Source organism: Paraburkholderia madseniana (assembly GCF_009690905.1).
In the GTDB taxonomy this organism is placed as follows: domain Bacteria; phylum Pseudomonadota; class Gammaproteobacteria; order Burkholderiales; family Burkholderiaceae; genus Paraburkholderia; species Paraburkholderia madseniana.
Window position 1 is genome coordinate 1 of record NZ_VOSW01000167.1, and the last position, 12,862, is coordinate 12,862.

General features: G+C 60.3%; 9 protein-coding genes and 1 pseudogene. 1 reads left to right on the top strand and 9 read right to left on the bottom strand.

Annotated elements, in window-relative coordinates:
- The first annotated feature begins 549 nt into the window (after positions 1–549).
- Positions 550–1,272, top strand: coding sequence for a helix-turn-helix domain-containing protein (locus FSO04_RS43070; protein WP_154567442.1), 723 nt, complete (start codon positions 550–552; stop codon positions 1,270–1,272).
- Between the two features lie 23 nt (positions 1,273–1,295).
- Here FSO04_RS43070 and FSO04_RS43075 read toward each other — a convergent pair whose 3' ends face one another.
- The 9 genes and pseudogenes from FSO04_RS43075 to FSO04_RS47295 all read right to left on the bottom strand — a co-directional run.
- Complete coding sequence (locus FSO04_RS43075) at positions 1,296–2,549, bottom strand: DUF3734 domain-containing protein (protein ID WP_154567443.1); 1,254 nt, start codon at positions 2,547–2,549, stop codon at positions 1,296–1,298.
- Between the two features lie 10 nt (positions 2,550–2,559).
- A complete protein-coding gene (locus FSO04_RS43080; RefSeq protein ID WP_154567444.1) occupies positions 2,560–3,342 on the bottom strand; it encodes a 3-hydroxybutyrate dehydrogenase in 783 nt (260 codons plus the stop codon).
- A gap of 32 nt (positions 3,343–3,374) precedes the next feature.
- On the bottom strand, positions 3,375–4,154 hold the full coding sequence (locus tag FSO04_RS43085; RefSeq protein ID WP_154567445.1) for an acetoacetate decarboxylase: 780 nt from the start codon (positions 4,152–4,154) through the stop codon (positions 3,375–3,377).
- A 249-nt stretch (positions 4,155–4,403) separates the two neighbouring features.
- On the bottom strand, positions 4,404–7,160 hold the full coding sequence (locus FSO04_RS43090) for a UPF0182 family membrane protein (RefSeq protein ID WP_154567446.1): 2,757 nt from the start codon (positions 7,158–7,160) through the stop codon (positions 4,404–4,406).
- Positions 7,161–7,387: 227 nt separating this feature from the next.
- Entirely contained in the window at positions 7,388–8,422 is a 1,035-nt protein-coding gene (locus FSO04_RS43095) for a porin (RefSeq protein ID WP_154567447.1), read from the bottom strand.
- 75 nt (positions 8,423–8,497) lie between these two features.
- Positions 8,498–11,011, bottom strand: a complete 2,514-nt coding sequence (locus FSO04_RS43100; RefSeq protein WP_154567448.1) for a glucose/quinate/shikimate family membrane-bound PQQ-dependent dehydrogenase — start codon at positions 11,009–11,011, stop codon at positions 8,498–8,500.
- A 150-nt stretch (positions 11,012–11,161) separates the two neighbouring features.
- Positions 11,162–11,551: a potassium channel family protein gene (locus FSO04_RS43105; protein WP_154567449.1), complete on the bottom strand. Its 390-nt coding sequence runs from the start codon at positions 11,549–11,551 to the stop codon at positions 11,162–11,164.
- Positions 11,552–11,635: 84 nt separating this feature from the next.
- On the bottom strand, positions 11,636–12,061 hold the full coding sequence (locus FSO04_RS43110; RefSeq protein WP_154567450.1) for an organic hydroperoxide resistance protein: 426 nt from the start codon (positions 12,059–12,061) through the stop codon (positions 11,636–11,638).
- 364 nt (positions 12,062–12,425) lie between these two features.
- Positions 12,426–12,862 (bottom strand): annotated as a pseudogene (locus tag FSO04_RS47295) (hypothetical protein); the annotation flags it as partial.

A 12,862-nucleotide genomic window follows, 5' to 3' on the forward strand; every position in this document is an offset into this window, starting at 1 on the left:
TAGACGATCAGCGCCTGTCCACATGTCCACCGTATGAGGTTCAGCCTTGAAGCGAGAGTCTCACGTCCCGATCGTGGTGAGGCGGTATTTTCCACGAGCGTCCAGCGATTGAACGTCACACATAGTCCTCGTTTTCCTTATCAATGCGCGGCGAACCAAACGTATTGGCGTGAGAATAAAACGGAAAGCGACTCGCCCCCATACGAAGAATAGAACCGTCGCCATAAAGCTTGCTTTAAGGTCTGCTTTCCAAGGCAGCGATGGTTGAAAGCACCTATTCGAATTGCATCGAAGCGGACATTTTCGAGTGGTCGCAACTGGAAAGGCATAAGCGGCCGCTTCGACCGAACGTTGCCACGCTAATCTCTGCGAATGTCTCCTTTATGAAGGATTCTGGACAATCTGAGGTGTGCATTCCGTGATCAACCACCGGCGGTTCTTGGCCGAACCCGGTCCGACGCGGCCCTAGTCCGATCGCCGATCGCTGCAGGTATGCGAAGACGTACACCAACCCACACGGAACACTCGACAGCTCAGTTCGGACACCGAATGGCGGCCATCAAGCGAGAACTCAAGGCCCAAGGGTTGACATACCGGGACGTAGCGCGTGCGCTGGCACTTTCAGAACCAAGCGTGAAACGCCTGTTTTCGAGCGAAAGATTCACCGTGGAGCGACTGGTACAGATCAGCCAGTTCTTCGGATTCACGCTGACCGAACTCTTACAGGAAGCGTCGTCTTCGGTTCCTCAGCTATCCACGCTGACGGAGCATCAGGAGACACAACTCGTATCGAACAGCAAGTTATTGCTTGTGGCTGTCTGTGCGTTTAACCATTGGTCAGTCACGGACATCGTGGCGGCCTACCAGATGAGCAAGGCGGAATGCTTAAAGCGACTGTTGGTACTCGATCGTATGGGCGTAATCGCGCTGCTCCCAGGGGACCGGATTCGACTCCGCATCGCGCGAGATTTTGACTGGTTGCCAAACGGGCCGATTCGCCAATTCTTCCGACGGGAAGGTCTAAGCGATTTTTTGGCCGGGCGCTTCGACCAACCGAATGAAACGCTGGAGTTCACTCACGGCATGCTGACAGAAGCTGCGTTCTCGCAGCTCCAGCTTGAGCTAAGGCGGCTGCGTAGCAGGTTCGCCGCCTTGCATAAGGAATCTGCGGCCGCTCCTTTGAACCAGCGACGCGGGACCGGCTTGTTATTGGCGAGTCAGGAATGGGAGCCGACGGTGTTTCAACAATTCCGGCGACCGCCTACGGCCTAGGATCAATGGGGCCCAGCGCCGGTTCATGCAGCGACTTTTCGTTCCGCTCCCAGGGGCAGTTCGGGCATGTCACGATCGGACTGCGGCACGGAGCCGGGCCGGCGATGCACGTCATGCGTCACGAAGCCCTGTTCGCGGCTCGGCACATCGAACCACTCCCGATGGGCAAACGAATCGCGAATGTCGTCGAGACCGCTTTCCCAATGCTCGTGCATCGTGTCGACGCTGAACTCGTAGTCCTTGTAATGCCCCTCATATGGCTTGTTCTTATAGATAAGATGCACCACATTGATTGCGCTGCCGTCGGCCGCTTCTTCAGCGAGACGGAATAGTGGATCGGCCTTGCGCAGATCGGATGGAACATGCGCGAGCAGTTCCTTGATGAAACGGGCATGCTTCTGACGATCTGCCAGCATGCTGGTTATCGCCCGCGTACGGCTGGAGTACTGAATGTCTTTGGCGCGCTCGGACACGTCGAGAAAATCTCCGGGCGCATTACCTCTCGCGCTCCACAGATCGACCTGAAAAACCAGCGTATCTTTGTGGTCCGAATCGCGAAGCACCTCGGTCAGCGGTGTGTTGGAAACCAGGCCGCCGTCCCAGTAGTACTCGCCGTCGATCTCCACCGCCGGAAAACCTGGCGGCAACGCCCCTGACGCCATGAAATGCTCCGGCTCCAGACGCATTTTCGTGTTGTCGAAGTACACCAGGTTGCCGGTCTGCACGTTCACCGCACCCACCGAAACGCGGATGTCGCCATCGTTGATACGGTCGAAATCGGCGAACTTCAACAGCGTTTCCCTCAGAGCGGCCGTGTCGTAGTAGCTGACCGCGTTGGCGCTTTGCTTGCCGAAACCTGCCATGGGCAACGGGCTACGCGGCGAGAAAAAACCCGGCTGACCCTCTGTCAACGCGCGGCTGGCTGCCCACAAACTTGCCCACTTGCGCGACAGGTCGTGCGCGCCGAAGCCAGGCAGCATCCATGCACCCAGACCACCGACCCAGTCGAGCGGATGGCAGATCGAATCCCAGAAACCTCGTAACGCTTCAACGCGGTTTTCCGGCGCATTGCCGGCGATGATGGCCGTGTTAAGAGCGCCGATCGAGACGCCGGCGATCCAGTTCGGTTGCACACCGGCCTCGGCCAGGCCTTCGTAGACGCCGGCCTGGTAAGACCCGAGCGCGCCGCCGCCCTGAAGCACCAAGGCGATCTCGTCGTAGCGCGGCAGCACAAACACATCCGGCTGCCCGTTGATTTTTCTTGTGCTGCTGCGCATGCGCGACCCCTTATTGCATTGACCAGCCGTGGCTAACGATCACCGACTGCCCGGTGAGCGCAGACGATTCGAAGCCTGCAAGGAACGCAACCGTATTGGCGACGTCCTCAACCGTGGTGAATTCACCGTCGACGGTTTCCTTGAGCATCACGTTCTTCACCACTTCGGCTTCGGAGATACCGAGCGCCTTGGCCTGCTCGGGAATCTGCTTGTCGACGAGCGGGGTGCGCACAAAGCCCGGACACACGACATTCGCCCGCACGCCACGCGGCCCACCTTCCTTCGCAACCACCCGGGCCAGTCCCAGCAAGCCATGCTTGGCTGTCACATAGGCGGACTTCAGCTTCGACGCCTCGTGTGAATGCACCGAACCCATGTAGACGATCGAGCCGCCCTTGCCGCCCGCGTACATGTGCTTGATGGCCGCCTTGGTGGTGAGGAAGGCGCCGTCCAGATGGATGGCCAGCATTTTCTTCCAGTCGGAAAACGCGTACTCCTCGATTGGAGCGACGATCTGGATACCCGCGTTCGACACGAGCACATCGATGCTGCCGAGCTCCTGCACCGCGCGTTCGATGCCGCTATTGACCGCTTCTTCATTCGTCACATCCATTGCGACCGCCAGCGCCTTACCGCCCGCCGCGACGATGCTGCTGGCCACCTTCTGCGCGTTCTCGAGATTCAGGTCGGCAATCACCACTGCGGCGCCGAGGCTAGCGAGTTTGCGTGCGCACTGCTCACCAATACCGCTTGCTGCACCCGTCACAAGCGCGACTTTGTTGTTCAACGACATGTTGTGTTCCTTCCTTATCGGTTCACAGACCGTTATTGATTGACTGCGAGCTTCACGCTCTCGGTTGTGGCGAGATAATCGAGCGCAACCTCGCCGATATCCAGTGTGAGATTGGCGATCACATGCCGCGCGCCGACCACCCGCTTCACCGGCAGATCGGCGACGGGCGCCAATGCGTGCGGATGCAGTTCGAGCGCGGCGGGACCCGACCACGCGCCCAGCACGCTCACGTCGCGCAGATAGAAACGCACGAGCTCGCACACGCGCGCCGAACCGTCAACGTGCGGGATCACCTTCAGCAGGTAATTCGGTGTATCCGCAAGCTTCTTGCGTTCAACCTCGATGTCGAGCGGCACATGCTTGAAGCCCATCGTGCCGGTTGCGATACGTTGTGTGCCGTAGTCGAGTGTGCCGAGCAGCGTGTCGTTGCCATCGACGCTCAAGGTCGGCCTGGCCAGCTTCTTCGGAAAGCCCCAGATCTCCCGGCCGCCGGCGATCGGACCTTCGTCATCGAGGTACATCGAATGTGTGTAGTTGCCGAGACGCCCTTGCTGGTCTCGCACCGAGATGACCTGACCGCTTTCGGTGTAATCACCGAAGCCCGACGAATCCGGCATGCGAATGAATTCGTAATGCACGAGGTCGTTTTCCGGATGCAACGGCTCCGGCACGATGGCGCGCAACGCATCGAAATCGGTCTCATACGAGATGATGAAGTATTCCCGATTGATGAAGCGGTACGGCGGCCGGGGGTAGGCTGGATTGTGAACGGGCATCGCAAAGGCGTCTTTGCGGATCGAAGCGAGGTTCATGAGACTCCTTTATGACTGGCGCATGCAGCACCGGTGCAATGGTAGAGGCAAACCTCACGCGATAAGAGCCACCATTTGTCAATAGACCGTTAACCATACCGCAACATTGCCGCTGGAACTTTGGCCGCGTCATGCAACTCAGTGCATGTTCAAATACACCAGAAGGGAGCGAAATACACCGGCCCCAAAAAAGATCGCGCGGGCCCGATCCGTAGCACCAGGCGCCCACCTCTTTTGATCACACACGAGTCACTTCTTCCCCTCCGACCGCCCTCCACCCAGCGCCTCAAGCAGCGGCCGCAGCGCATCCAGTTCCACCCCGAACCCACTCCAGTCCCCCGCCTTCAATCGCTCGATCGCACGGTCATAGTGTGCAAGCGCCTCCCGAGCACGCGCATCCGCCGTGCCCTGAGGCTGCGCTCCAAGCGGACCACTTTCCTTGAAAAGCGCCGCCAACGCTTCGCCCAACGTTTCCCTCATCACCACCCGATCCCCATACGCAGCGATCACCCGCTTCAACTCAGGTAACTGCCCCGACTCTGCACGCAAGTAGAGCGGTGAGATGTAAAGGATCGAATTCTCAATCGGCACGACGAGAAGATGGCCGCGAATGACACGCGAGCCCATCTGGTTCCACAGCGAAATCTGTTGCGAAATCTCGGTGTTCTGCTGGATGCGCGCCTCGATCTGGAACGGCCCATAGACGAGCTTATCCTTCGGAAACGAGTAGACGACAAGCTTGCCGTAGCTAGGCGGATCGCAACGCGCGGCGAGCCACGCGATCATATTGTCGCGCTGGCTGGGCACCATCGGCAGCATCAGGACGAACTCCTCGCGCGGTTCCTCGGGCAGCCGCATGATCATGTAGTAAGGCGTCATCGGCGTGCCGGGACTATTCGCGCCATCAATGCCGATCAATTCCCGTGGGAACTGCCAGAGATCCTCGCGATTGTAGAAGACCTCTGGCGCATCCATGTGGTAGGCCCGATAAAGTTGCGACTGGATCAGGAACAGTTCTTCCGGGTAGCGGATATGTTTCTGTAGATCTTGCGGCATCGCCGCGAGAGACTTGAACAGACCCAGGAAAATGCGCTGATAAGTCCGTATGATCGGATCGTTAGGATCGCTGACATAGAAATCGACCGTACCGTTATATGCGTCGATCACCACCTTGACTGCGTTGCGGATGTAGTTGGCGCCATCGTCGAAGCCCGGCTGTGCGTAGGGAAACCAACTGCTCGTCGTGTACGCGTCCTGCATCCAGAAAAGACGCCCGTTACTTGTGACGAGGTAGGGATCATGATCGAGCCTGAGGAACGGGGCGATCGTGCGCACCCGATCCTGAATGTTACGGTGCAGCAGAATGCGGCTACCGTTCGTGATGTAGTCGCTTAGCAGGATGTTCGGATCGTTGAACTGCCAGGCGAAGAGACTGCGGCGCGCGCTGCTGCCGATGCCAATACCATCGCTCCCGCTGTAAGCGGTGTAGACGTTGTCCTTGCCCTTGGGGTAGTCGAACTCGGGGACGCTGCCTTTTACGATGACGTAACCTTCACCCCCTTCACCGAAATACAGACGCGGCTCGCGAATGGCCGGCCCGCCGTGCGCAACGGGCGGAATATCCTGCAGATAGAAGGACGGCAACCCTTCCGTCGATTTTTCGGTGACGGGCGACATCACGACGCCATTGCCATGTGTGAACAGGAGGTGCAGGTTCACCCAGGTTTGAGCGTTCGCGGGGAGCATCGAAGGCTCCAGTTCGCGGGCCGACAGCATCACCTGCCGATATCCGGCGTCGAGCCGGTAGCGATCGATGTCGACGGAGAAAAATTTGTAGTACGTCCTGATCTCCTGCAACTGCGCATAGGTATCCATCAGCGGCTGCACATCCCACAGCCGAATGTTGTCGATGGTCGCGCGATTGGCCTCGAGCGAGGCGAGATTCAGTTCCTGCTCGGCCGGAAACGGTTTTACCGCGATCTGTGTCAGGCCGTAGGCCATTCGCGTTAGCGCGATATTGTGTTTGATATAGGGCATCTCCAGTTGCAGTTCGCTCGGCTTGACATAGAGGCGCTGGAACAGCGCCGGGTAGATCAAGGCGAACACGAACGAGGTGCCGAACACCAGCAACACCGAGGCGACAGGGATTCGATAGTCCTGCCGGCGCATATTGACCCACGACGCGACGGCTGCAACAGCAGCAAAGCCGACGAGCACCCACAAGACCGGAAGCTCGACGTGGATGTCGGTATAGCCGGCGCCGACCACGACGCCGTTATCGCCGTAGAGCAGCAAGAAGCGGTCGAGTGTGTAAGACCAGGCCTTCAGGAGAAAGAACGCACCGAGCAGCGCTGAACCATGAGCGGTGGCAGCGGCTGAGAGTACGCGCGGCGCCCGCTCGAACGTGACGTCGCCGCGAACCCCATAAACCGCGGCCGCAACGAGCGCACTGCAGAAGATCAACTGCAGCAGCCAGTTCTTGAACGCAAGATAGGTGGGCAGCGAGAACAGATAGAAGCTGATGTCCTGTCCAAAAACAGGATCGCGGTCGCCATAGGGCACCTGATGCAGGAAGCGCAGCACCAGATCCCAGTTGGAGAGTTCGCCGCCAGCGATGAACAGCGCCAGGACAATAGCGCTGCCGGCAATGCTGGCGCGCCAGGGAATGCGCGGTGCGAGCTGGTCTGCCAGTTCACTGATGAACTCCGGCGTACCTGACAGACGGGCCGTTTCTACTTGCCAGCTACCGGGACGCCGCGCGTAACGATGCGCAAGAAACCCCGATGCAGCTATTACGCTCGCCGACGCTACGAACGCAGCGGCAAAGAGGAGCGCCTTGGCGGAGACCGTCGTCCAGAAAACGTCGACGTAACCGACTGAAGCAAACCACAGCCAGTCGATCACGACGCCAGTGAGGCGCCCCGCGACGATCAGGACGCCCACGACGATCGCAACCATAATTGCGATGCGTCTGACGTTCACGCCGGAGCTCGGTTGCCAATGCATCGCCCCTCCTTTGCCGGGACGCCACGTGTGGCTGACTGCGATCAGGTCTGCTTAAACCGCTACTCTGCTGCGAACCTGGTTGACCGGTTTATCAATGCGCCCGTCGAAGCCGGCGCGCAGCCAATGAATGATTAGGGTCACGTAACTGATTGTAGTCCGGTGAGGCAGCGGGCGTATGCTCGCCCGATCCACGCAGGGATGAACGGACAAGCTCCTACAGCGCATCGTTAGAAACGCTCGATCATGCCGAACTGCACGCCTCGCACGGAGGCCCCTGGCCACGACGGCGTGAGGCCCGTCACATTAACCCCGCGCAACGTGAACTCACCCTGCCCGCGATTGCGCAACCAGCCGGCGCTCGCATAAAGCAAAGCGCGCTTAGAGAGGTCGTACTCGCATGCCGCGCTGAACTGATCGGCGTTGTTGTCGCCACCCGAGCGGTCACGCAGATAGGTGTAGCCGAGTGAGGCACGAAATTGCGCATTCACGACATAGCGCGCGGAGACGGATACACCGTCGTTGTGATATCGCGGCGTACCGCCATCGCCGTTGAAGAACGATAGAAAACCCGTGACGGCGCCAAAAACGTACGAGACGCCGCCCAGGTTGGCGCGCAGCGCGCCGTTACCGTGCGTCTGTTGATGCGCGTACGAGATGCGGAACGGTCCCTCGCGCCATGCGAAGGTTTCGATGTGGCCGGCGAGTCCGTTGCCATCATTGCTGGCGTCGCCGTCGCGCAGCGCTGCCATGATGGTCGTGGAGAAACCGTGGAATTCCGGCGAGAGATAGGTGATCGCATTGCTCTCGTAGGGCGTGATCTTGGAGAGGTTGTCGAGACCGGAAGCGATCGTGCCTGCGTCGAAAGCATCGAGCCCGCCCTTGAACGGAATATAGATAGGCGAGTACTGACGGCCGACACGCACGGTGCCGTAAAGCGTATCCAATCCGATCCAGGCCTGGCGATTAAAGACCGTGTTCGCGACGGCAAAGGTGCCGTCGGCGGAACTGAAACCGTTCTCCAGAGTGAACAGGATCTTGACGCCATTGCCGATGTCCTCGGCGCCGCGCAGGCCGACGCGCGATCCCCGATAAGCGCCGGAATCCATACGAGCAACGTAGCCCGCGCCCGGATTGGTGACTTCAATGCTCGTATCGAGTGCGCCGTAGAGCGTGACGGCACTTTGCGCATGCGCAAGCGTGGCGTGCACCGCGATCGAGGCCAGCACGACGCAGGCTCGCGGCGCAAAGCGTGAATGGTTCATTCGGCAATATAGAAAGCGGCGCATTCAATGCGCCGCGTAAGGGACAAGAAAAACCGCATGCGCAGCGCGTGCCGCTTACTGCGGCGGCAACGCGTAGGCAATCACATAGTCGCCGAGCTTTGTGCCGAACGAGCCATGCCCGCCCGCCGCGATCACGACGTACTGACGGCCGTTGATCGAATAGCTCATCGGCGTGGCCTGACCGCCTGCGGGCAGGCGAGCCTCCCAGACCTGCTCGCCGTTGTTCACGTTGAACGCGCGGATGTAGTTGTCCGCCGTCGCGCCGATGAACGCGACACCGCCCGCAGTGACGCTCGGACCGCCCAGCATCGGCATGCCCATCTTGAACGGCAGAGGAATCGGCGAACTGTCGCGCACGGTGCCGATGCGCTTCTTCCACACAATCTCATTGGTCTTGAGATCGATCGCAGAGATGTAGCCCCATGCCGGTTGCTTGCACGGCAGACCCAGCGGCGAGAGGAACGGATTGATCGTCACGCCGTACGGTACGCCGTACTGCGGCTGGATGCCTGACTCCGTGCCGCTGCCCTTGGCACCCGGCTCCGGTTCCAGCGGGTTGCCCGGGCCACGCGGAATCAGGCGCGAGACGAACGGCAAGCCGATCGGGTTCGCGACGGCAATCTGGCGGTCGGTGTCGACGGCGAGACCACCCCACTCAAACACGCCCAGGTTGCCCGGGAACACGAGCGTGCCCTGTAGCGACGGCGGCGTGAACGTGCCCTCGTAACGCAGCTGGTGGAACATGACACGGCATATAAGCTGGTCGAACATCGTCGCGCCCCACATGTCGGCGTCGGTCAGGTTCTTCGACGGACGATACGTGAGCTGTGAGAACGGTTGTGTCGGCGCAACGTGGTCGCCGGGCGCCGCGCCCTGCGGCACGGGCGTTTCGGGCGCCGGCACGACTAGCGCACCGGTGCGGCGGTCGAGCACGAACAGGTTGCCGGTCTTGGCCGGCGCGTACACGACCGGCACGGTCTTACCATCCTTGCCGGTGATGTCGGCGATCGTGGGCTGCGACGGCTGGTCCATGTCCCACAGATCATGGTGCACGCTCTGGTAGAACCAGGCGAGCTTGCCGGTCGAGGCGTTGAGTGCGAGCAGCCCGGTAGCGTATTGCTCCAGCTCCGGCGTGCGGTCGCCACCCCAGATATCCGGCGTCTTCACGCCCATCGGCAGATAGACAATGTCGAGCTTCGCGTCGTAGGCGGCGGGTGCCCACGAGTTGGGCGAATTCCACGTGTAATGCTCGCCCGGGCCCGGAATGTGATTCGGGTCCTTCGCGCCCGGATCGAACGCCCAGAGCAATTCGCCCGTGCGCACGTCGAAGCCGCGAATGACACCCGACGGCTCGCGATTCGAGAAGTTGTCCTCCACTGCGCCCGCCACGACGATCACCTTGCTGGTGATGATCGACGGCGAGGTGGGCTCGTACATGCCCGGCGTTGTGACAGGCTGGGCGTGTTGAAGGTCGAGGTCGCCGTCGTTGCCGAAGCCCGCGCAACGTTGGCCCGTCAGCGCGTCGAGGGCGTAGAGGTGGCCGTCGTTGACCGGCAGATAGATGCGGCGCGTACAGGCGGCCGTAGCGGGGCCTGAGGCGTCTGCGACTGCGGCGCCCGAGGCAGGTGTGGCAGCCGTTGCAGCAGCGCCCGAGGCGTCTGTAGCTGCGGCGGCATCGCTGGCCGACGCTGCCGCGGGTGCGGCTGCATCGCTCGCCGGCGCCGCAGCGGGTGCGGCCGCCGTGGCACTGGCCGACAGATCGACATACGACACACCGCGGCAAGTCACGTGCTGGAACGACGGATCGTTCTTCAGTCGCGGATCGAACTTCCACTTGAGCGTGCCCGTCTTCGCGTCGAGCGCGAACAGGATCTGATGCGGCGAGCATAGGTAAAGCAGGTCGCCGATCTTGATCGGCGTGACTTCGTTGGTAATCTCGACAGGATCGTTGGGCCCCTTCACGTCACCCGTGCGGAAGGTCCAGGCCACCTGGAGATTCTTCGCATTGTCAGGCGTGATCTGCTGCAATGGCGAGTAGCGCGTGCCTTCCTGGGTGCGACCATAGGCGGGCCAGTCGGAGGCGTCGATCCCGGTGCTGGCGACGCTCGCGGGCGCGGAAGCGTTCAGTGTGCCGTTGACCTGTTGCGGATCGTTGAAGTTGGCGTACACGAGTATGCCCGCCCATGCCACGAGTGCGATGACGAGCGACGCGACACCCAGCTTGCGCTCGCCCTCCAGCCGCCAGCTCACAAGCAGCAGCAACCATACGCCGAAGATAACGAGTACACCGGAGCGCGGCGCGAGTGCCCAGAAGTCCGGACCCGACTCGTAGAGTGCCCAGATCGCCGTGCCGATCAGCACGAGTGCATAAAGCACGAGCGCGGCTGGACTGCGTCGCCAAAGCAGCCAGGCCACGCCCAACAGCACGATGCCTGTGATGACGTAGTACGCTGAGCCGCCGACCGCCAGCAGCCATACGCCACCGATCAACAGATAGAGCGCGGTCAGCACCGTAAAGAGCAAGGTGATGACGCCGATCACGCCCCGCGAATTCGATTGACTGGTCATGGATCTCTACCCTCTTGAGTGGATACCGCCTGCCAGTGGTACCGACATCGAATTCACATGTCGGCGCACGGAAAAAAGCATATCAGAACGCTAACTACACATATTAGGAGACGTAGCGACCATCTGGAATGACATATTCGTTGTTGCCGGCTACTGCGCTTCGCGTCGCCCGGTCAGATGCGCAGCCACCTGGATGGCATAAACAGCGGAAGCAGTTATCACACCCGTTATCAACACGCCGAGCAGTCCAAGCAAAACCGCGACGATCAGACCAGGTGTGGTGGTCGGCACCACGTCGCCGTAGCCGATAGTCAGCGCCGTGACCGCGCAGAAATAGAAAGTGTGGCCTAGCGATGCGTGCGTGCGTGTGGCTACATCGACGGCCCCCCCAACGAAATACATGGCGACCGACAAAATGAGGAAAAGTATCAGCAGCATCGCCAGAATGGCGCGCAGATGCCAGAGAACCCTGGCAAACTCGGCAATTGCCCGTTGCGGCTGGATTCGGGTGCGAGCAGCGTCTTCGGCGGCATTGTCCATTTCATGAACCTCAGAGATACGCGCCGCTTTGCGCGACACGGCATCCGCTGCTTGCACTCGAAAATGCGCGTGATGACGCGCGGCTTAGACCAGCGTCAGCTTGACGTCGATGTTGTTGCGTGTGGCGTTCGAATAAGGACAGACAATGTGCGCCTTGGCGATCAGCGCTTCCGCCTCTGCGCGATCCATGCCAGGCAGCGAGATTTTCAGTTCGACTTCGATGCCGAAGCCATTGGGGATCTGTCCGATGCCGACATTGCCATCGATGGCGACGTCTTTTGGCAGCGCGATCTTGTCGCGCGCGCTAACGAACTTCATTGCCCCGATGAAGCATGCGCTATATCCCGCCGCGAAGAGTTGCTCGGGGTTCGTTCCGTCGCCGCCTCCGCCGCCGAGCTCCTTCGGCGTGGTCAGCTTGAGATCGAGGTTGCTGTCGGGAATCGTCGCGCGGCCGTCACGACCGCCGGTAACGTGCGCATGAGCACGATATAAGACTTTTTCAATCGACATTCAAGACTCCTTTGTGTGCCAGGATGATCGACGCCTTACGCCGCCCTTTCTGTTCACGTTCTGCGACATGAGGTCTCGAAACGTTGATGCCAAAGCTAACACGCATAGTAGTCGGGTCGACTCGGACCGGCAACCGGGACGGAGGTGCTTTCGCCTACTTTAAGCGCTCTATTGGCGGATTAATATGACATATTCTAGGTAGGTGCGGTGGTATGCGGGTGAGGTTGCGCCGTGTGTGGCATGGGTTGCCGATGGTCTGGGTTATGTGACAGCACTGAGACGGACGATGGCCGTCTCAGTGCTGGCGGTTTCCGAACGATTCTCCGGCTGTACCGCCTTGCCACCCGATGGCCTTCTTGATCGCTTAGTGTTGCGCGACGACCGGTTGCTGAGCCGCGTCGGTTCTTAACGTTGCGGCGGCTTTCTCTGCCTGGGTTTGGCGTTGTGGCACGTTTGCGGTGGCTGTCGGTTCGCCTGCTCTCTGCGCCACCTCTTCTGCAAGCAAGTTCGCTGCGTGGCGTGCCGTGATTCGGCTTTGCGGAACGCCCTTCGCATCGAGCGCAATCACCTTGTACAACTCGCGGTCGCATTCGAGTTCCTGCTGCTATTGCTCCGCCGTGTCCACCAGCAATTCAAGAAGCGTCTGACGACGCCGTCTTTCCTCAAGCGTGATGGAAGGATTCCTACATATCGAGGACGCAAGTGTGATCAAGGTATCCAGTTGAGCCAGGTGCCGGTCGCATAAATCGAAGGCGGACAGCGCAAGCTTTTCGTACTGGATTGCGTCGACAGGCGGACGTG

What these genes read in the sequence shown, in the direction of transcription:
- FSO04_RS43095 (WP_154567447.1), bottom strand. Translation starts at nt 8,422, where the DNA reads ATGAACCATTCACGCTTTGCGCCGCGAGCCTGCGTCGTGCTGGCCTCG.
- FSO04_RS43100 (WP_154567448.1), bottom strand. Translation starts at nt 11,011, where the DNA reads ATGACCAGTCAATCGAATTCGCGGGGCGTGATCGGCGTCATCACCTTG.
- FSO04_RS43075 (WP_154567443.1), bottom strand. Translation starts at nt 2,549, where the DNA reads ATGCGCAGCAGCACAAGAAAAATCAACGGGCAGCCGGATGTGTTTGTG.
- FSO04_RS43090 (WP_154567446.1), bottom strand. Translation starts at nt 7,160, where the DNA reads ATGCATTGGCAACCGAGCTCCGGCGTGAACGTCAGACGCATCGCAATT.
- FSO04_RS43070 (WP_154567442.1), top strand. Translation starts at nt 550, where the DNA reads ATGGCGGCCATCAAGCGAGAACTCAAGGCCCAAGGGTTGACATACCGG.
- FSO04_RS43080 (WP_154567444.1), bottom strand. Translation starts at nt 3,342, where the DNA reads ATGTCGTTGAACAACAAAGTCGCGCTTGTGACGGGTGCAGCAAGCGGT.
- FSO04_RS43085 (WP_154567445.1), bottom strand. Translation starts at nt 4,154, where the DNA reads ATGAACCTCGCTTCGATCCGCAAAGACGCCTTTGCGATGCCCGTTCAC.
- FSO04_RS43110 (WP_154567450.1), bottom strand. Translation starts at nt 12,061, where the DNA reads ATGTCGATTGAAAAAGTCTTATATCGTGCTCATGCGCACGTTACCGGC.
- FSO04_RS43105 (WP_154567449.1), bottom strand. Translation starts at nt 11,551, where the DNA reads ATGGACAATGCCGCCGAAGACGCTGCTCGCACCCGAATCCAGCCGCAA.